The 18,916-nt window shown below is 39.6% G+C and carries 19 protein-coding genes and 1 tRNA gene; 3 read left to right on the top strand and 17 right to left on the bottom strand.

Features of this window, described 5'->3' with window-relative positions:
• Nucleotides 1-232 precede the first annotated feature (232 nt).
• The 3 genes from CKY02_RS02405 (at nucleotide 233) to CKY02_RS02390 (ending at nucleotide 4,164) form a co-directional block, all read left to right on the top strand.
• Nucleotides 233-988: a glycosyltransferase family 25 protein gene (locus tag CKY02_RS02405; RefSeq protein ID WP_112894090.1), complete on the top strand. Its 756-nt coding sequence runs from the start codon at nucleotides 233-235 to the stop codon at nucleotides 986-988.
• 619 nt (nucleotides 989-1,607) lie between these two features.
• The gene (locus tag CKY02_RS02395; RefSeq protein ID WP_112894089.1) at nucleotides 1,608-3,158 is read left to right on the top strand and encodes a phosphoethanolamine transferase; all 1,551 of its coding nucleotides are present in this window, start codon (nucleotides 1,608-1,610) and stop codon (nucleotides 3,156-3,158) included.
• A gap of 100 nt (nucleotides 3,159-3,258) precedes the next feature.
• Nucleotides 3,259-4,164 (top strand): GNAT family protein, encoded by a 906-nt coding sequence (locus tag CKY02_RS02390; protein ID WP_112894088.1) that lies wholly within the window; start codon nucleotides 3,259-3,261, stop codon nucleotides 4,162-4,164.
• A 114-nt stretch (nucleotides 4,165-4,278) separates the two neighbouring features.
• Here the strand turns inward: CKY02_RS02390 and CKY02_RS02385 are convergent, their stop codons facing one another.
• The 17 genes from CKY02_RS02385 to CKY02_RS02310 all read right to left on the bottom strand — a co-directional run bounded on the left by CKY02_RS02385 (nucleotide 4,279) and on the right by CKY02_RS02310 (nucleotide 18,477).
• On the bottom strand, nucleotides 4,279-4,905 hold the full coding sequence (locus CKY02_RS02385; protein WP_112894087.1) for a tail fiber assembly protein: 627 nt from the start codon (nucleotides 4,903-4,905) through the stop codon (nucleotides 4,279-4,281).
• The gene (locus CKY02_RS25130) at nucleotides 4,905-6,290 is read right to left on the bottom strand and encodes a tail fiber protein (protein ID WP_112894086.1); all 1,386 of its coding nucleotides are present in this window, start codon (nucleotides 6,288-6,290) and stop codon (nucleotides 4,905-4,907) included. The genes CKY02_RS02385 and CKY02_RS25130 overlap by 1 nt, the downstream gene beginning before the upstream one ends.
• Before the next feature lie 2 nt (nucleotides 6,291-6,292).
• Complete coding sequence (locus CKY02_RS02375; RefSeq protein WP_238399262.1) at nucleotides 6,293-6,853, bottom strand: DUF2612 domain-containing protein; 561 nt, start codon at nucleotides 6,851-6,853, stop codon at nucleotides 6,293-6,295.
• Nucleotides 6,854-6,861: 8 nt separating this feature from the next.
• Nucleotides 6,862-8,055 carry a baseplate J/gp47 family protein gene (locus tag CKY02_RS02370; RefSeq protein ID WP_112894084.1) on the bottom strand — a complete coding sequence of 398 codons (1,194 nt, stop codon included), beginning with the start codon at nucleotides 8,053-8,055 and terminating at the stop codon, nucleotides 6,862-6,864.
• Nucleotides 8,048-8,395, bottom strand: coding sequence for a contractile injection system sheath initiator (locus CKY02_RS02365; protein ID WP_112877504.1), 348 nt, complete (start codon nucleotides 8,393-8,395; stop codon nucleotides 8,048-8,050). The genes CKY02_RS02370 and CKY02_RS02365 overlap by 8 nt, the downstream gene beginning before the upstream one ends.
• Complete coding sequence (locus CKY02_RS02360; RefSeq protein ID WP_112894083.1) at nucleotides 8,392-9,147, bottom strand: phage baseplate assembly protein V; 756 nt, start codon at nucleotides 9,145-9,147, stop codon at nucleotides 8,392-8,394. Before CKY02_RS02360 ends, CKY02_RS02365 begins: the two co-directional genes overlap by 4 nt.
• Complete coding sequence (locus CKY02_RS02355) at nucleotides 9,144-10,100, bottom strand: phage protein (protein WP_112877508.1); 957 nt, start codon at nucleotides 10,098-10,100, stop codon at nucleotides 9,144-9,146. The genes CKY02_RS02360 and CKY02_RS02355 overlap by 4 nt, the downstream gene beginning before the upstream one ends.
• Nucleotides 10,101-10,191: 91 nt before the next feature.
• The gene (locus CKY02_RS02350; RefSeq protein ID WP_112894082.1) at nucleotides 10,192-10,497 is read right to left on the bottom strand and encodes a phage baseplate plug family protein; all 306 of its coding nucleotides are present in this window, start codon (nucleotides 10,495-10,497) and stop codon (nucleotides 10,192-10,194) included.
• Entirely contained in the window at nucleotides 10,482-11,087 is a 606-nt protein-coding gene (locus CKY02_RS02345; RefSeq protein ID WP_046395661.1) for a phage baseplate protein, read from the bottom strand. Before CKY02_RS02345 ends, CKY02_RS02350 begins: the two co-directional genes overlap by 16 nt.
• Nucleotides 11,088-11,089: 2 nt before the next feature.
• The gene (locus CKY02_RS25125; protein WP_193493035.1) at nucleotides 11,090-13,141 is read right to left on the bottom strand and encodes a hypothetical protein; all 2,052 of its coding nucleotides are present in this window, start codon (nucleotides 13,139-13,141) and stop codon (nucleotides 11,090-11,092) included.
• The gene (locus CKY02_RS26150; RefSeq protein ID WP_255417038.1) at nucleotides 13,131-13,256 is read right to left on the bottom strand and encodes a DUF6889 family protein; all 126 of its coding nucleotides are present in this window, start codon (nucleotides 13,254-13,256) and stop codon (nucleotides 13,131-13,133) included. Before CKY02_RS26150 ends, CKY02_RS25125 begins: the two co-directional genes overlap by 11 nt.
• A gap of 77 nt (nucleotides 13,257-13,333) precedes the next feature.
• Nucleotides 13,334-13,744 carry a phage tail assembly chaperone gene (locus CKY02_RS02335; protein WP_112894081.1) on the bottom strand — a complete coding sequence of 137 codons (411 nt, stop codon included), beginning with the start codon at nucleotides 13,742-13,744 and terminating at the stop codon, nucleotides 13,334-13,336.
• Nucleotides 13,745-13,857: 113 nt separating this feature from the next.
• Nucleotides 13,858-14,298 carry a DUF3277 family protein gene (locus tag CKY02_RS02330; protein ID WP_112894080.1) on the bottom strand — a complete coding sequence of 147 codons (441 nt, stop codon included), beginning with the start codon at nucleotides 14,296-14,298 and terminating at the stop codon, nucleotides 13,858-13,860.
• A gap of 9 nt (nucleotides 14,299-14,307) precedes the next feature.
• The gene (locus tag CKY02_RS02325) at nucleotides 14,308-15,777 is read right to left on the bottom strand and encodes a DUF3383 domain-containing protein (RefSeq protein ID WP_112894079.1); all 1,470 of its coding nucleotides are present in this window, start codon (nucleotides 15,775-15,777) and stop codon (nucleotides 14,308-14,310) included.
• A gap of 3 nt (nucleotides 15,778-15,780) precedes the next feature.
• A complete protein-coding gene (locus CKY02_RS02320) occupies nucleotides 15,781-16,329 on the bottom strand; it encodes a phage neck terminator protein (protein ID WP_420899232.1) in 549 nt (182 codons plus the stop codon).
• Nucleotides 16,330-16,736: 407 nt separating this feature from the next.
• Nucleotides 16,737-17,156 (bottom strand): antiterminator Q family protein, encoded by a 420-nt coding sequence (locus CKY02_RS02315; protein ID WP_112877524.1) that lies wholly within the window; start codon nucleotides 17,154-17,156, stop codon nucleotides 16,737-16,739.
• Nucleotides 17,157-18,401: 1,245 nt separating this feature from the next.
• A tRNA-Thr gene (locus tag CKY02_RS02310) sits at nucleotides 18,402-18,477 on the bottom strand.
• Nucleotides 18,478-18,916: the final 439 nt, after the last annotated feature.

Here is an 18,916-nt window from a genome sequence, read left to right as displayed (position 1 = left end):
CAACACTAATTTTATATTAAATCATAGTGTTTAATTTGGTTTTAAAAGAGTATTTATGAAGATAAGAAAAAATAGGATTTCAAAGAATGGAAAATATTTTAGCCTTTCATATGAGGAGATCTTGGTGCTGTAGCTAAGTAAAATATCAATTTATATTATTTTAAAATTAAGTGGCTATAAATTCCATAGTTTATTTTTTACTTAAATCTTCTCATAATTTTACCAGAAAAAAATGAAAATTTTTATAATTAACTTAGAATCAGATATCGAAAGAAAATACTCGATGTTACAGCGAGCATCATCCTTAGGATTAGATGTTGAAATAATCAAAGCGGTAAATGGCAAACAACTTTCCAAAGATGAGGTGATGAAACTTAGCCGCGACTTTTACAGTAATGGAATGACTCTTGGTGAGTTAGGATGCTCGTTAAGCCATCTATCTGTTTACCAGAGAATTGTTGGTGAAAACATCCCTTTAGCTCTTATCATGGAAGACGATGTAGAAATCAATAAAAATATCTCTGATGTACTGAGCGCATTGGATAAATTCAACGCCAAAAATCTTAACAAACCCAACGTCATTCTACTGAATAAAACCAATGAATATATTGACACGTTCAAGAAGAATATAACGGGTCAGTATTATTTAGTTAATGTGATTGAAGCAGCCGGTGCTTATGGTTATGTAATTAATAATCACGCTGCACAATGTTTACTTGATTTTCTACAGCCCGTTTGGCTTGAAGCTGATAAGTGGCGTTTTCTCAATGAAAGACGGATTATAAAAGTGAAAGCAGTGATACCTCCCGTCATCTCTACAATGCCGTTATATATTCAATCAAATCTGGAGCCAGAAAGAAAAAAACAAAAGCAGCGTAGACAAGAATTTTTCAATATTCAAAGAAGAAGACGATCATTATACTTGAAATTACATACAATGTTGTGGAGAATATTTGTCCGTCTATGGGTGAAACGGATAAAGCCATAAATATTGTATTGGGGGTATTAGGAAATTAAGATTTAGGTTTAATATATGATCTTTTACTAAAAGGTCTTAAAATGAAGTCATTTTTTCTGACACTATGAAAGTAGAGGTTTGTTTTTGTGATATCAAATAATAGTGAATTTTATAAAAGTCAATGAGTAAGTATTATGTTATTTTCTGATTCAAGTGATGTTACCCTGGTCATTACAAGTTGTGGCCGGTTTGCTTTATTAAAGCAAACTATTGAGTCGTTTGATAAGCCAGTTTTCCAAAATATTCAATAGGAATAAATACGGTAAAATTTAGCCACACATATATTTGATAACTGTTTTGTTTACTTTATCCTGTTACTATAATTTATTGGCGCGTAGCATGATATGTGTATTTTCCTATACTGGGGGTTATGGTGATACTTCTGCATTATATGGTTCCTTTTATATTGCAAGTAAAGGATTCAGGTTTAAATCCTAACTAAAATTTATTTTATTCACATAGCGAAAAATACATAGTATAGTACTAATAGAAAATCTGGATGGATGAAGAAATTGAATCTCCGTTTTTCTTGTTTTTCGAGAGCTAAACTACGTTTTACTATTACATGATGCCCTATTGATAGATAAATATGAAACTTACAAAAAACCACCTAATCAAGCTGCTACCAGTTGTTGCACTTTTCATCTTTTGCCTTTTAGCCCATATGGCTTTAGGTTATCGCTTAAAAATAGCGTATGTATTCGTTATATTCTTTACTTTTCTTTTGCTAAACAAAGTCACTGTGGTTTACAGGCCCCTGCTTATTGTTCTCGGTATAGCAACTCTCGTTTATGCCCCTATAGGGCTTACATATGGCTCACCAAACTTCAACTTAATTCTTTCGTTATTCTATACAAACGAACAAGAAGCCAGTGAATTTATCTCTTCTATTCCAGTTGAATATTATCTCTTTAGTGCATTTATCCTGATCTTTTGTTTGTTCTCTCTGAAAGTAAACATTAATCTGCATAAAAATATTAACGTTCTTCTATTCTCTTTTGCGTTAATAACGATAATACATCACCCTTTAAAAGCATTTATACAGGGTAAGGAATTCAATATTCTTGACTCTGGGCTTCCTGAAATTAGAGCCATCAAAGATGTCACTATCAACTTTATAAGGGTAAAAAGTGAATATAAAAAAATGCAACAAATACTAAGTGAGAAAGATACGTGGGGAACGGTATCGACAGAGCCAAAATATAGCACCTACATTGTTGTGATTGGAGAAAGTGTACGTAGAGATTTTATGAATGCATATGGATTCCCGATACACAATACTCCTTTTATGAGCGCTGCCAATGGGACGCTTTTTACAAATTATATCTCAGCAGGTCCATCGACCCAGATATCATTGGCAAACTCACTAGCAATGGTCAAAGATGGTAAAAATATTTTAAGCAATAATATTGTGACATTAGCAAAAAAAGCTGGTTTTTATACCTACTGGATATCAAATCAGGGTTCTATGGGGATATTTGATACTCCGGTAGCCAGTATGGGAGCAAGGGCTGATTCTCCATTATTTATTAAAAAAGGTGAGTCCAGTTCTGGTCTTAATAGAAATATGCCCGACACAAATATAATACCAATTGTGAAAAAAGCTCTAGAGGATAAGAGAGAAAAGAAGTTAATTGTTATTCACTTAATGGGGTCTCATTCTCCTGCTTGTACCAGAACAAATTATGAATACAAGGTATTTTTTAAATCAGAGCAGGTTTCTTGCTATATACAGAGTATTGAAAACACTGATGATTTGTTATCAATAATTACTGATGAAGCACAGAAAAATGAGAAGAGCTGGTCTTTGATGTATTTTGCTGATCACGGAGGTTCTTTCTTTGAGAAAGATACTAAGAAGATGAGGCTTGCTCATAATGATAAATATAAGCAGAATTATCAGGTTCCTATGTTTATTACCTCTTACGATGATACGTCACGTAATATTATTAACGTTCAACGCAATTCAATGAACTTCTTAACACTATTTTCAGATTGGACAGGTATTAAAGAGTCAACAATATCTGATAATTGTAAAATGTTGTCTAATAAAATATGTGAAAATCAAGATGATGTTCTGAACTTTAGTAATAAGTTCATGAAATATAGTTCATTACCGGAAGATAAAATTCCCGAATGAATTTCATATTATGAAAAATATAGATAGGATATGTGTCGGACTTGATTTATAAATACGTGAGCGCTGTTATTATGAACTATTTAATGGATAAATTTTTTAGATGAAAACATTATTATCTCTGTTTGGGTGGAAAGAAGCTAGCATTGATGATTATCGTCAATGCTACAGTATGTACGGTGGGGGATTAGCAACACACCCCGTTGTTTTAGATTTCATTCATAAACATTTTAAATGTGATGAAAAGTACTATGTACAGAAAGATTCTAATGGGCTATTGACTGCTGCCATATGCATATGGGGAGAGCGATTTCTTGCAAACGATCCTTGTACTCCATTATCGAAATATATCCGTATAGCTATTCCTAATGACGAATTAATCATACCCGCTTCTCCGGAAGCTAAATTTGTATTGCCTATTAAATCAAAATTTATTTCTCCTTTAAATAGGAAAAATTTGATTAATTCAACATATATATTTAATGCCAATAGAAGAGTGTGCATTGCTAAAGAATTAGGTAACGGTGGAATATCGACAAAATCCCAGAAAAAATATAAAGACCGATTGAAGCGCTTTCTAAAGATTGGAGGAAAAGTCGTAGATTGTGAATCTTTCAACCCAAGAGAAATAGCAAATATTTATTTCTCTCTTACCGAGAAAAGATGGGGTTCTTGTTGTGTTGATGAGGCGCTAACTCAAGAATTATTTGAACTAATTCAACCTCTTATATGGGGAAATATATTATTTTACAAAGATGAGGCATGCGCATTTCATTTTATTACAAAGACATGTACTTTTGAACACACTATCTTTGAGTTTATCCAGGCAGGAATGGATACTTCAGATGAATTGCAAAAGCATTCTATTGGCTCTTTACTAATTTGGAGCAATATAGAAAGAGCTTATTCTCAATATGAAAATGCCAGATATTCCTTCGGCTGTCCATCCAGAGAATACAAACTCAGATGGTGTAACCTACAACCCATTGGCAGAATATTGAGTCTGTAAAATTAAAAAGATCTATCCCGGTAGATTGCAAAATAATAGCATAATATTTCGAAGATAGACTAAATAGAATGCTTTACAATTGTCATTGGGCTGCATAAGCAGCCCTTATTGTTGTCATTCAGGCATCTCAGGCCATTTAATATCAGGGGCTAGTGAAGTATCAACACGGTTCAGCAATACCAGATATTTTTTCCATTCAAGTAACAATGTCTGTTCTTCTTCCGAAGCTAATCCAGTATCAACAGCATATTGGAGCAACTTAATAGTTTCATTGGCTTGTGTGCACAATGTACCGCGTAGTTGTTCTGCCTGCTCAATTTCACTATCCTTTATTGCCACTTTGTCAATCACCCACTTTGAGCCATCCCATCGATCAAAATGAGTAATAGGTTGTTTGAATGTCAGGATTTCGGGTAATTCACCCAGATCAGTAATTTCTTGCGGTAATCGAGTTTGTGTGTTGTAAGCTGTTTTTCCCCGGTAATCGGGTACAATTTCCCAGTGATTTCCGTCTGCTGTACGTCTAACAGCTGTAGAATCGGATTCAGGAAGTGTCGGAGCATCTGTATAGGAACTGGCCGGTATTCCTATTCCCTCCATCAGGTATTCTGGTGCTGCGCCGATAAATTCCCTTGAATGAGGCGCTGCATGGTAGATTGTCAGCCAGCCTGCTTTTTCCGCCAATCCATCTTTATCCAATACAGTAGTTTCATATTCCAAAGAGTATTTTTGTGTATTCATTATGCTGCTCTCACTATGTAGTTGAAAGAGATATTGCGAGGGCGTGTTTCTGCGCCACCACTATTGTTAACCTGATATTTTTGTCTTCCAAGAATAACACTAGTCCCAAAAAAATCTCCCCAGACTGAATTTCCTGTTGCGTTCCTTAGTGCTTCAAATTCATGAAAATGGGATTTAAACTCATCAGCTTGCCACGACAAAACTCCACGACCATGATCTACACCGCGCCCATCATCCCAACCACGGATAAATTCACCGCGTAAATCAGGAAGCACACCTGATGGATAAGCTATAGCTAATTGTGGATATAGAGATTTATTAAACGATTGACCATTACATGCGAGATAGCCAGCAGGCATATTCGGTAACGGCCACGGAATTGGAGCACCCACTGGGATGTTATTTTTAGCAACAATTGCTGCATCAATGTCATCGATTGTTGCTAATGTGCCAGATTTCTTTTGCAAATTAACGGCATAAATATTATTACCCGCTGCATTCCTATAGTAGATTGTGAGTGGGCCTTGTCCGTCCGGGTTCGTTGATATCTGAGAGTAATATCCGTCTTTTTTTATCAATCTCAGGCCCGCATAATTATGTCCGGCATCTACATCTAAACTGCCGCATGTAAAAGTTTCACGCGATTTTTTCCGCGCATATGTGCTATCTGCATCTGTTTTAGGCACGGCACTTTTCGCCAAATTGACGGTTTCTGTTAAACCAAGGTTTTTTATAAACTCACTTTTATTAGGGATATCTGCGCCATTTTGGTTTTTTGCCAATCTGCTATTAGCATTATCTGTAGCCCTGTTTGCTTCATCATGAGCATTTTTAGCTGCTACGTTTGCTGTATTTGCAAAATCGTATGCTTCTTTAATTGCCTTCGGCGTCGCCGCTAAGGTTTCATTTGTGCTATTTGTCGCACTACTCAGTTGTACAATCCCCTTCTGAGTCAATGAGGCATCAGAAACACCACTCAATTTGCTTTCAGCAATTTTTCTAACGTCATGAACCGCTTTCGGAGTCGCTGCTTGGTCTTCTCTGTCAGAATTTGTCGCGCTGTTGAGTTGCGATATGCCTTTCTGCGTCAGTGAAGCAGCAGGGATTTCCGTAGTAATTTTATGTTTTAATGCTAAATCCAATTGCGCTACGAGTTTCTCCAGGTCTCCATCATCCATAACGTCTTCCCCGGTTTTTTCCGCAATATATTTCCCTATCACCGCGGCTATAACCGAAGATTGGCGCCAAACTTTATTTAAGCGCTCACTCCTTGCTATTCCTGATTTAAAACCCTCCTCAATAAAATCTGAACTTTCATATTCTTCTTGTGATAAAGTATTCGCGTTTTCACCAATGGCAAATGCTTTAAAATCATTTTTAGCCATTTCTAACCCTCCACTATATGGTAATTAACCGTTATCCCCATAGGTTTAAGCGAGAGATAACCCTGATGGATGATTTCTTTAGTAATTGTACTGATTGATTTACCTTTAATAGTCACTGTGAATGACATATCCAAGTTATCTTCGAAAGATACCGATAGGCCATTATTTGAATGAATAAAACTCAGGATGTTATTAAATGACCCAGCCGTTCCATCCCAGTTATTCGCGCCTATTTTCGCTTTAATGACAACCCGATAATTATCATCATCCAGTTTGATATAACTTTTATCACTGTCAAATCGCCCTTTCCATTGTCCACTATCAAATCCCAAGTCAGTAATATCAAAGGAGAAGTAATAGGATTCAATTGGAGTTTGGATCATTCGATTTCTTCCTACCCATTCTCCAATAATATCAAGCTGTTTGCCCACCGCTTTATCAAGGTCAAAACTGCTAATCAAGAAATCTGTTGTCAGCGCATTCTGGTTGAAAATATCAGTCACAGCTTCAAGCATCCTGACATATTTTTTACCTTCCATGTGATATGCAGGAATTAGCTTCATATATCTGTTCATTCAAGCACCGTTACTATTTTTATATTTTCAGGTGAGCACGTCGGCGCTTCATTAAATGCTATGTCAATGTTCGCCGTTCCGGTTGTCGATGCTGATTTACCCACTATCACAGATAATACTTCATATGTCTGTCCACCGTTTTTATTGCATAAGTTTGCCGGTACAAATAAACGAGTCACATATACTCCATCACCAATATAAAGGGATTTTATATAGTTAGATATTTCATTACGAATATTATTGCCAATATCTGATGTATATCCGATAAAGGGTTTAATGTGTATTTCAACGTAAATTGGCACCAGTGTAGGACGATAGAAGTTTATCGTTTTTTTATTGCCATAATCATCGGTAATCGTTTCAGAGGTGGTGCCAAATGTCGGTATGCCCGGCGTTTTTTTCACTAAGATAGTCCGGGCAATCTCTTTCGAGTCTCCACCATCAATGACAAGTGCAATGCTATGAGCGGGTATGCCATTCTCATCCGTTTTGTCCGAGTCGTTGTCATATCCCCGGTAACGTGAAACCCCATGCAGGTTGGCAATTGCTCCCATCAGTCCATCTATAATAGTTCTCGAAGGCAGCGCAACGGAAACCGCTTGCCGTATTCGCAGTTCTACATCGGTTTCAATTCCCCGACCAAGTGTAGCCGCAACCGGGTTCGTCACGGTTTGCCAGCCCAATGTTGGCGTGGCAATTTGATTAACCGTGTGAGGTAATGCGCCGATCGCACCCGATTTTTGACAAATCGCGGTCACAATAGCCTGCCCGTGTGTATCTATAATGACTTCATCCGGTAGTGACCAAGCGTTTCCCGCATCATCCCGGACAGAAGCGTTACGGATAACCGTGCCTGCTCGACCAGTAACCAAAATATCCACTGTTGAGTTACTGGCGCTTTTTCTGGTGATGCCGTTGATTTTGACATTGCGGGAAAGCCCTTCGCCCACCGCGGTTGCCGGGCTAAATGAGTTATAGGAGGCAATGGTTGCGTTGTTACAACCGTGAATAACGTATGCTATTAGCGATAAAAAAACACCGTCTTTACTGTCAGATTCAATGTAAATATCGCCCCCATAAATATCCCTGAATATCGTCTTCCAGCTATTCAAGATGGTTTGATAATCAGGAGCATTGATCCCATTTTTATCAATAGCAGGTAACATTGTGTTGATAATACTTTCATACATCAGCAGTTACTCCTGTCTGTCCATAAATCGTGTCAATCGTGGCTGTAATGGTGATTTTTCTTGTTTCCGGGTTTCTTTCACTACGGTATTGGGTAATGCTCTCTACACCCGGCGTTTGCAGTATTCGCTGTCTAATAATCAGGTCATAAAACCCCGATGTGCCTTTACCCAACACGTCGTCGTAATCTGTCCCCTCTCGGTTATCAAGAAACCATTCGCCACTGCGCAACATCAGGCGAGTTTTCACTGCCTGTGCGACCGCTTCCGGTGAGTTGATAAGAAAACCCGCCTCTCCACGACCAAATACATAGTCGTTGTCAATTTCTCTTCTGTATCTCATTGAGGTTTCCCCGTCTTACCGCCACCTGATTGCACACCACTATGTACATGGTTTTTAAGGCTAATCCCTGCCGCTGTCACATCATTACTCACCGTGACCGGGCCTTGCATGGTTGCGGTGCCACCACCAGCGCCCATGCCCTGTGATAAGTTGCCGTTAATGGTGACGTTGCCATTTAGGATGATGTCAGGTGAAGTGATTTCAGTACCGCCATTGGCTGTCGCGATAAGTTTTGCCGATGTGATAATCGTGACGTTATGGCTGTTGGGATCGAGTTCGATATACGCCGCTCCATCATCACTTCTCAACTGAGCAGCGTTTGTGCTGATACCCGATATTTTTTGTTGCTGGGATTGTGGGCCAATAATGGCAAATCCATCAGACAGGTTGTGCTGTCGAGGATCCACCGGCTCCTGCACACCGCCAGATTGCCACCAATAATCAATGCAGCGATCAGCAAATACGACCAGGCATTCATCACCGGCTTTTATCGGGAAGGTTAATGTCACACCACCGCCCCTTGGGAATATAACCGGCACATCCACTAACAGCGGTAAGGATACCGATTCCAGTTCCCCATCTTTTTGCCTGATTTTCCATCTAATGGCCGGTTGCGCGGTGATGGTTACCGCATCAGCATTAAATGATTGAATAATGCAAGGCAAGGAGACATACAATCCGGCGCTAATGACTTCTTGCATGGCAAAAAAGACCGCTTCGGGTCTATTGAGTCGTTCGTCAGTATTTATCATTCGCTCTCTGCCTTATCCTTATTGTGAGTTGATTGATTCAGCAAAGTATGATCGCTCTTGGCGATACACATTATTGTCATGTACCACTCTGTTTCGCGGGTATCGCCGGAATACTCCACATTGAAGACAATGTAATCACCATCAGCATCCAACATTGCCGGTTGTGCTTTTGCATCCTTATGATCACCAGATTGAGCAGCTTGTTTAGTCGCCGGATCAACTGGTTTGATTGAACGGTTATCCAGTCGGATTAATGTCCCGGGGCGGATATTCGGATTAATTAAGCATGTAACGTTAATACCGGAGCCAATAGTTTGTTCAGGCATACCGATAAGGCCTGTTTTTGATGTAAGGACAATGGCTTCAGTTAAGTATTTATTTTTGGGTACAATGTGTAGTTTGTTATCTTCATAGCGCCAATTAGCATCACATTGTTTTGCCAGATTAGAAACTTCATTGCGGTGCATGCCAAAAAGTACTTTTCCCCTGGGTGATGCTGATTTACTGAATTCAGGGCGTAGACCGGCGGTAATGCCATATTTGGCAATATCACGCATTAGCAAATGATCTAAATCTGCTTGCGAATATCCAGCCGCAATGGTGGTATTCACGGTCGCGTAATTGTGTGCTTCATCCCCGTCCGCTGCATGAATCACAACACAAGTATCCGTTGCGTTGTCTCTTTTTACATACGTGTACTGAATTTGGCCTGAGAATATTTGTCCTGAGTTCTCCTTGTAACCCGCCACAAATTTAATCTTTTTAAATTCATTTTTACGTAATTTATTACTGGTTTCGTTATTGAGGTTATATATAGTAAAAATACCAGTAGCAGGATTGGAAGATTCCGTTCTGCTAATGTTAAATGTGATTTTCAGGTCTGATAAATTTACTTTTTCGCCATCTTTGTCTACAACGATAAGGTGGCATTCTCTTATCCATTGTTTTGACATAATTCACCTAATTAATAGAAATAAAAGAACCGCAATTAAGCGGCGTATGTAATAAATTATTACAGAATATCTTATCCTTCCTCTCATCAAGTTAACTTATTACAAAGTATAACCTGTCCTCTTTACCAAGATTATTCCTGAAAGGTTTCTCCTGATTTATATCACCATAAAAAATTAATGAGCCGTTAAAACCAAGATGGCGATATTGTTCCAGTAAGTCAACCCCAAAAACCAACGGCAAACCTGTAACGATAAATTCACTGTTCGGCGTCATAATATCCAAAATCCAACCCCCGATATCACGCCACATTAATCTCATTTTATAGTTAATGCCATTTAGCTGAATATCGAATTGCTGATTTTGCGGTGATAAAGGAATTTCTACAACCCTAGCCATTTCTTACCTCGCTCTATAATAAAATCAAGAATAATTTTTGGCATTGATGGCTTCACCGTGACTTTGGCACCCATATTAACTACAGGTGCGGTATCTTCAGGATTTTTCATATTTTCCGCCGGCGCGGCCTTATTCGGTGACGTTTCAACAATAACAATTTCACGTAGGTTTAAAACCACCGATAAAACATTTTCACTGGTTTTATCTGTTGTGACACTGATATCTTTAATCAACATGTTTTTATATAAGCGCTTTCCCGTTACGACATCAAACGGTTTATGTGATGCCCTTAGGTCAAGTAACTGTTGATATATATCACGCGGACTGGTTCCAAGGCTTAGCCCGGTAGAAATATCAAATACCTTTGTTGTATCAATAATATCAAGCAGCGAACCACCACCGGCGAAACCTAAATCCATTCTCACTTCCGATGGGCTGTCATAAGCATGATCACTGAATGTCACCCCCTGCTGGACCGGATGATCGGTGATATTCGATACATCCGTATGTGTTTCTGAAATAACGACACTCGGTACAATGACACCTATTTTTCTCTTTTGCTGAGAAAACATGACTGATAATATATCCATTGTTATCTCACCTGTGTTTGCATATTTCGAAGGAGCATACTGTGAGTGCGTTCTACCGTTTCTCCGGTCAGTCTTGCTGCTTCTCTAGGAGATTCAACACCGTTGACTTCAATATGATAATTTACTTCTCCTATTCCCGGCATATTATTGCTGGCAGATATTGGCGCACAATGTAATAAAGCGGGAGTCAATTCCTGATGGTTCATCATACTGTTGATATTGGTTACCGCACCATTGATCATTCGGTGATCAATGGAAATATTCTGCAAATAATGGGCTACATTATTTAAATGTCCAACTAATTTTGTTGATTTATTCGCTGGCGATGGTACTCCGATAATCGCTGTTTTGGTATGCTCTGATAAATAAGGATTATTACCACTTACCCCTACCATCATGTTATCAACCAATCTTTGTATCACATCAGAATTAGCCAATTTTATCATTCTGACTTTAGGATTATCTTTATTAAGTAGTTGATTATTTTGCCCATCTGCTGCCGTCTTATCTGGTTTATGCATGACTACAGGAGCATTACCAGGAATATCTGCCGCAAACTGAGAATATCCTTTCGGGAGGGTGCTTTCTCCACGTTTATCTACCCAATTCCCTTTTTTATCCCAATAGGCATTACCTTCCCCAATCAGAGCAGCACCAAAATCATGCCAAGTTTTCGCGGTCCTAATTCGCTGAAAGTAGTCATATCCACCAAAAGTCCGATTAAGTGCTTTATCGATATATGGCTCTGATGCAACAGCAACGGCCCCTGAAATTCCCGCTTTACCTAATATTCCCCCTCTGGCGACAGATTTTGACACTTTAGCCAAATTAAGAATCGCACTTGTCACACGGGATATTCCTTTGATCATCTTCACAGCCCATGCAACTGCAATGAAGGTCGCAAATCCTTTTAATACATTTTTCCAACCGCCAACGGCCTTAGCTCCTTGATTTATCCAACCAGAGATTTTTTCAATGGCTTTAAGAAATTCATTAATAGAGGGTTTCCATTTATCCCAATCAATAAAATGCTTACCACCCTCTTTCCAAACCTTGTAGTCTTCATAAAGCAAGAGCAACGCCGCTGCCAGTGCAGTAATCATCCCTATTGGCGAAGTCATAAAAGCCGTATTTAAGATTTTCCACGCAAATAGTAAGCCACCTAGTGCTTTAATAAGCGTTTTTGTACTATTATCCAGTCTGTCCCACCAGCCAATTAAATCACTAATAGCTTCACCGACGCGACTGACCAATAATGTTATGTCATCAGCCAAATTCAGTATGACATTCAATACACGATTAATAACCTTTTCTATTCTAGGGAAATTAAGCAGGATAGTTTGTTGAAATGATTCGACTCGTCCAGTCAATCCCCCCGCCAAATCCGCACCTATTTTTTCTTTTATCATCCCAAACAAATTATCTAAGGCATTCATGCGCACTATAAATTGGTGAGATTGCTGCGTTGCTTTAGTCGGGTTATAACCTATGGTTTTCGTCATGTCCTGATATTCAGCGACATATTGACCAATCCCACGACGCATAGCCATCGAGGTATTTTCATCAATATCCAGTTTGCGGGCGTATCGATTGGCCCGATCCATCGGCATTTTCGATAACTGCTCACCCACCTGTGCCACCAAAGATGCTGTATCCCGAAGGTTGCCATTTACATCTCGGGTTTGAACACCAATGTTCCGCAATAATCCCTCACCACCTAGATTTTTATGTAGGAAATTAGCAACGCCCTCAAGAGATTGATTAAACCCTTCAACACTTCCGCCTGCTTGACTGACGGCATAACCAATGGCTTTAATTTTTTCAGCCGTTGCGCCTGTTTTCTGTGACTGCCAGTAAAGTTTATCCAATCCGTTAGCAACTTGAGTGGTGAAATTAATAACCTCTAGTGCTGCGTTTTTAATTTCCTCCCCCATTTTGAGAACATTAGCCGTGACTTCGGTGATAACAGCCATGAATTTACTCTGTCCGGCTTCATCAACATCAAACTTAAGCGATCCCAGGAAATCTTTAGTTGTTTCAACGTTATTGCTCATTTCGCCACCTCTCTATCATGGCCTCATTTTCCGATTTAACATCAAGGGCATCATTCATCAATGCAATATCAGCCAGATCAAGAACGCTATTTTTCAACGATTCATAACGGCACATGCCCGCAATGACCGGGCGTAATAGATAATCACGCCCTTTCGGAAGGGTTTCAAAATTTAAACTGGCTTGCCCTGGGATTACACTACGCTCTCTAATGGGGCGGGAAAAAAATTTCCCAATGAGTCTCGAATAATAAAACCGACAATTTTCAGCAGTTCGAAGCCGTTGATGTCATCGAACATCAATACCTGTCCATCAGGTTCATAAATCCGGTTCCAGATACCATTCTGTTCACGAGAAACTACTGATAAGCAAATATCATTAATTTCATGTCGGTTGGATTTTCCTAATGCATTGATGGATTCCACCAAATAAGGGAGCACTTCTTCAAAGCCCGTCACTCCATCATCACTTTTAGCTGTCACCATCTTTTTCATCAGCGGTCCAAGTGCCGGAATAGCCGGAGCCAAAGCCACCGCTAAATCTTGTTGCTGAAAAGCGTTCAATTTACCACTGCGATATTTTTTGCCATCAATTTCAAATTCCATGATCACTTATCCTCAAGCTCGCTCAAACTACCGCAGCATAAGTCCGACGTAAAAATAGAGACAAATGCTGCGGCAAATTTAAAGGTGATTTAAATGGTTGTGAAATAAGCTGGTTAGAATGTGCCTAACATGATGTCGATTTTTCCGCAATCAAATACCCAGGAAACGGTACCGCCTGCTTTGTTATTCTGCAAATCCGGTTGTTTCTGAAAGGCGACAGAGCGAGCAACAGCAATGTCATTACTTTGTTTATTGCGAATAACAATCACGTTATTACCCCATGCCGCTGATGAAAGCGATTGTGTGCTGAGCATCGCGTTCAATTTGGCGTTGACTGAGCTGGTCTTAAGTAAATTAATCGTGATGGTTCCTGACTTGGTCGCATGCAATGAATGCATGACTTCTCCGTCTGCGCCGGTGGTCATGGTGTTTTTACTCTCCGACATGGTGACTGTAATTCCCTCATCAGAGAGCGCGGCACCGTTACCAAGATCAAAAGAGCCGCCAACTCCGGTAATAGAAGCGGAAACATCAAGAAAAGAATATGTAGCCATTTTCAACCCTTATCTGTTTACATTAATAATGACATCAGCATAGTGAACAGCACCTGCTAATTTGATTGCACACTGAATAACCGGTGCTTTTCGGGCTTCTCTATCAGCCTGTGCCTGCGTTGCAATTGGCGGTGCGTAGACGTAGTAACCTTTGGTTAATGTTGCACCCGTATCCAGCGCTCCAATCGGATCGCCGCCCCATACACCATGAGCGATTAATCCATTTGTCGCCGCTTGAGCCAGTGACTGTTCAACATTGGTGATTAGCCGTGTCACACCTTCATCAGTCTGTGGGATCTTGCTAGTACTGGTGTAAAGCAGGTTATAAAGATTGTTCTGAACGTAGTTCTGCAACCAATCCAGACCGTGGCGCTCATCAATGAAATCCCCATTCGCCATGACACCTTCCTGAATAATGGCCGTATCATTGCTGTATTTAACAAAAACGTTGCCATTCATCCTTTTCAACACATTGGCTTGCGTTGCGGTGAGGTTTTCTGCGGTTACAGCGGGTTCCTGTTTAAATTTCAAGGTGATGGTGGTGTTATTGCCGTTGAAATTGACGGTAAACATACGGCCCAACAGCGAAGCAACCGTGTAGGGTTTACCGGTTGAATATTGCCAAAGTGTGCGTTGATAGTTTCTCTCTTTTAATTTTGAACCGATATCAGTTTTAACATCAGCATCCAATACGTCTGCTTTTTGCACTGTATGTCCATAGATACGGGAAACAGATGCGGACTCAATGTAATCAGCAACAGAGAGAATATCTTCATCCGTCAGAGAGTCATCAGCGATAACCAACCCATACCAGCCACTGGACACCGATCCCAGTGCTGCCACCGCCTCGGCAATGGTTTCTGCTTTGGTAGATTCGATAGCGGTAGCACCCGATATTTCGTCCAGCTTTAATAAATCACCAATATAAGTTCCCGTCGTTGCCGGTGAAACATAGCCAACCGCCCCTACAGAATTCGACATAATAGCGAAACGCGAAGAAGAACTATCATATATGACTGAACAATCTTTTAACTTATCTGCTATCCGTTGGGCCACACCATTAAGATTGGCCTCTTTACTCAAATCGACGCCGCTGTATACCGTTTCTTTACCGTTAATCGTCAATTTAAAAGAGCCATCGGTGACAGCAATAAATTTGCTCATCATTTGCTGCTGTTTAGTCAATACCGCCCCTTGTAAAGAGGAGACCACATTGTCCTTAGCCCACCGACCAATATATAAATCAACCGGACGGGGTGACTGGGAATAATAAAGCGCCGCGGCCTGATACTCTGGTGAACTCAATCCAAAATCAGCACCGACACCATCGATATCCGAATACCGGCGTAAACGTTCATGAGGGTTGATCACGTTACTTGCACCGATGATCAGTAACGCCCCAAAGTTCCGGGATTGAGCCGCATGAGGAGCCATATTCAACGTGACATTGATAATGTTTGAAACAGGTAAACCCTGCATAATTTAATCTCCTAAGAATTTGACAGGCGCTTCCACCAGTGATTTAACACCGTATTCACGCACCACTTTTCGCCGCAAGGTGATCGTCATGTCATAACGACGCACCCTCTGGTTATTGATAAGTTCCGGTAGCAAAGTCAGCCGGCTGAGTTTATCGACTGAAAGACCGAAACGTTCCAATTCGTCATTGTTCTGACTGACCGCCACTCCATCACGAAAACGGGCACCGTACCGCTGGCTGTTCGGGCCATAAAAGGAAATCAAGCACACAATTTCCTCATGACGCCATAACTGGGTTCCTTCATCAGTCTGGTTCTCAAAAGCCGGCGAGGCATCCGAAATAAAATCCGTTATGTCAAAATCACACCCGTCATCATCTGCCGGTAACTGGGACAGTTGTGCTGATGTCCATCGAGAACGCACTTTATCGTCAGGCAAACCAGAAACACCTCCCAGCCAACGACTCAGTATGTGCTCCAGCTCATCATCGTACTCAGGCCCAGGCGTGACAGGTGTTAACCAACCCGCTTTATCACTACCGTTGCTCATCAAAAATACCTCCATCAAACAGCAATAACTCACCCTGTGCTTGGGTAAACCAAACTTTGCTGAAGGCTTAGCTCCCAACACCGAGTGATGATTGATTTAATCGGGATACCGACCACGAAAAAGGTAAAAAATATACGTAAGCGATTCGCGACGGCAAATACGAAAAAGGCCGCAACACAGTGCGACCTTCGACAATTATGATTTAAATTTTCACTTATTTATCAGAGTACAATAGAAGAAACTTGAGATTCATTCGTACCAAACAGAGTTCATTGGATAGCATGAATTTTTTAAACTGAATTTGATGGGTTAAGCCCTATTTTCCCCATTACCTGCAAATATTCAAATGAAAAAAGCCCCGATATTTCTATATTTCATTTCTATCGGGGCTTATTCGCAACTTTAACTGATTAGTACACTACCATAGCTTTTTGCGTACGCGCAAGCTTTTTATGTTTTTGTACTTCATCATCCATTTCTAACTTAATATCAAGCATAGCCAAACATCCCTGAACAAAACTTTCTCCCTTTTGCAACCGGGAACGTACTTCAATATCAGGTACTTTAATTAAACGCGCGATGGACCGTTTGGAAAGCCTTAAAGCGTAGTACATAAATAAAACTTCAATTTCTTCAGATTTATCTACCGTCTGCAACTTTGCGATACAAGCATCAATGATTAAGCCATCGTTATCACAGCAGGAAGGACGTAATGAACGAGTTGACGCAATCAGACCTTTAAATCCAGCAGCGATCGGTGGCCAATTAACACCAGTGGCATCATCAACCCAACCGCCCCAACACTCTAAAACTTGTTGAATATTGCGCATATATTTTGACCTTAACTTTTAGTAACAAATAGTAGTAAAAATTATTTTCATGATGGTCTCATGCATCCATGCATTCGGCATTATAACAAATTTCTCATTCTCTATTTTTGTGTTTCTCTGTTACGTAACTACATCGTTTAAATACATCTGTTTACTTAGTCTATTAAATACAAATAGTAAATAACCCCTATTCTTGACCAAGCTTAGTTTCAGAGGAAAACACATAAATATCGTTATTAATACGGATGACCATAAAGTGCTCCTCTTCCTCATCTACGTATTTATTATACAAATTTATAATCTTCATTTAATCCTCTAATGTACCTTCCTTTAAAACACTTAGCACCTAAAGCAACACGCATGTTCTTTATTATTTATCAAAAGTTTTCAAGCAACATAACACCCCCTTTTTATTATGAGATGAAAAATTCATTAAATAAAAAATAGCACAGATTTTTTATCTCATGGATATTTGAGTGTAAAAAATATTTTTGATCGACGTTGAAATCCGTCATAAAATGCCGATTAAGAATGGTGTCAACACCTATGCCGAAGACACTGAAATCGGCCTGTTTACAAGGTGATGGACAACGAAACTGGTGCAAATGTGAGATCGCAACAACCCTATTCGCAATATCGCCAGCAGATCAAGCAAAACATTTAAGATATCCACAGAATTAATGTTGCTAACGATAAATTACCGATTATCAGGTAAATATCTACGTGAAAAGTTTTAACACTGTCAGATATATCCGCTTCTAACCAATGTGATTTTTAAACTCACACTCTTCAGTAGATAGTTAGCAAAAATATCCTTCTGAGCCGAAATTGCTTTTATCTGATACACTTTTACAACATCAATATCTTCTGCTATTTTCTACTCACCCTATCCCATCTTATTTTCAGCTCTCGCCAGACGAATAGATGGATACACACCTATAGCAAATATTTTTTCATGTCTGGAAAACAGATATCCCAAACGCTAATATTTTTTTCTGTTAGTTTTTACCAGCGAAAATAAATCCGTATTATCTAAAAATTTGCCATCCTATATTTCTAGCTACATGGTTTTATTTCGACCCGCCTGACAGTAAATTTAACCATGCCATGAATTCAGAAACTCGTTTTAGCGGGAAATTGTACTGGAAAATAGCAGAATTAACTGGATATATAAACAGCATCATCTATTATCAAGCAAGAAAAAAGCCGTTATCTTCTGAAAAGATAACGGCTTCTTATTTGATTTGGTGCCGGCTACCGGAGTCGAACTGGTGACCTACTGATTACAAGTCAGTTGCTCTACCAACTGAGCTAAGCCGGCGTGTTTCAGGGCTAGCCCCCGAAAGCGAGCGCAGTATATTACAACCCATTGCAAACAATCAAGCATAAATAATAGATAATTTAAAAATATCACCAAAACACTCATCATTAGTGACATGCTCAACGACATACCATGGCTTGAAAGCCCATTAATGCAAGACTACTGCCTCGAATCCTCTGAATTGCTGTAGTTTCTTATCAAAATACAGCCGATGAGCGAGTTATTTTCAACATCAAAAAAACTGGTCATTTACTGACAAATCAGAAATAACAACAAAATGTTTTATTATCTTTGCTACCTATTAGAAAATAGCCACTGGTCGTAAAATAGCCTGATCGTCTGGCAGCAGTGGAAGATAAAATATCCAAAATAACCTGTCTCCAAACAATATAAGGATCGGTTAACATGTTAAAAAACAAATACTCAAAATACGGTAGAA

Origin of the sequence: Photorhabdus bodei (assembly GCF_003287735.1) — a bacterium.
In the GTDB taxonomy this organism is placed as follows: domain Bacteria; phylum Pseudomonadota; class Gammaproteobacteria; order Enterobacterales; family Enterobacteriaceae; genus Photorhabdus; species Photorhabdus kayaii.
Note: the sequence above shows the minus strand (reverse complement) of the source record. Positions and strands in the feature narration are given on the sequence as shown.

What these genes read in the sequence shown, in the direction of transcription:
- CKY02_RS02335 (WP_112894081.1), bottom strand. Translation starts at nt 13,744, where the DNA reads ATGGAATTTGAAATTGATGGCAAAAAATATCGCAGTGGTAAATTGAAC.
- CKY02_RS02405 (WP_112894090.1), top strand. Translation starts at nt 233, where the DNA reads ATGAAAATTTTTATAATTAACTTAGAATCAGATATCGAAAGAAAATAC.
- CKY02_RS02355 (WP_112877508.1), bottom strand. Translation starts at nt 10,100, where the DNA reads ATGTCAAAACAATGGATAAGAGAATGCCACCTTATCGTTGTAGACAAA.
- CKY02_RS02360 (WP_112894083.1), bottom strand. Translation starts at nt 9,147, where the DNA reads ATGATAAATACTGACGAACGACTCAATAGACCCGAAGCGGTCTTTTTT.
- CKY02_RS02375 (WP_238399262.1), bottom strand. Translation starts at nt 6,853, where the DNA reads ATGAAGCTAATTCCTGCATATCACATGGAAGGTAAAAAATATGTCAGG.
- CKY02_RS02325 (WP_112894079.1), bottom strand. Translation starts at nt 15,777, where the DNA reads ATGCAGGGTTTACCTGTTTCAAACATTATCAATGTCACGTTGAATATG.
- CKY02_RS02345 (WP_046395661.1), bottom strand. Translation starts at nt 11,087, where the DNA reads ATGGATATATTATCAGTCATGTTTTCTCAGCAAAAGAGAAAAATAGGT.
- CKY02_RS02330 (WP_112894080.1), bottom strand. Translation starts at nt 14,298, where the DNA reads ATGGCTACATATTCTTTTCTTGATGTTTCCGCTTCTATTACCGGAGTT.
- CKY02_RS02350 (WP_112894082.1), bottom strand. Translation starts at nt 10,497, where the DNA reads ATGGCTAGGGTTGTAGAAATTCCTTTATCACCGCAAAATCAGCAATTC.
- CKY02_RS25125 (WP_193493035.1), bottom strand. Translation starts at nt 13,141, where the DNA reads ATGAGCAATAACGTTGAAACAACTAAAGATTTCCTGGGATCGCTTAAG.
- CKY02_RS02385 (WP_112894087.1), bottom strand. Translation starts at nt 4,905, where the DNA reads ATGAATACACAAAAATACTCTTTGGAATATGAAACTACTGTATTGGAT.
- CKY02_RS25130 (WP_112894086.1), bottom strand. Translation starts at nt 6,290, where the DNA reads ATGGCTAAAAATGATTTTAAAGCATTTGCCATTGGTGAAAACGCGAAT.
- CKY02_RS02315 (WP_112877524.1), bottom strand. Translation starts at nt 17,156, where the DNA reads ATGCGCAATATTCAACAAGTTTTAGAGTGTTGGGGCGGTTGGGTTGAT.
- CKY02_RS02365 (WP_112877504.1), bottom strand. Translation starts at nt 8,395, where the DNA reads ATGAGATACAGAAGAGAAATTGACAACGACTATGTATTTGGTCGTGGA.
- CKY02_RS02390 (WP_112894088.1), top strand. Translation starts at nt 3,259, where the DNA reads ATGAAAACATTATTATCTCTGTTTGGGTGGAAAGAAGCTAGCATTGAT.
- CKY02_RS02370 (WP_112894084.1), bottom strand. Translation starts at nt 8,055, where the DNA reads ATGTATGAAAGTATTATCAACACAATGTTACCTGCTATTGATAAAAAT.
- CKY02_RS02395 (WP_112894089.1), top strand. Translation starts at nt 1,608, where the DNA reads ATGAAACTTACAAAAAACCACCTAATCAAGCTGCTACCAGTTGTTGCA.
- CKY02_RS26150 (WP_255417038.1), bottom strand. Translation starts at nt 13,256, where the DNA reads ATGTGCCGTTATGAATCGTTGAAAAATAGCGTTCTTGATCTGGCTGAT.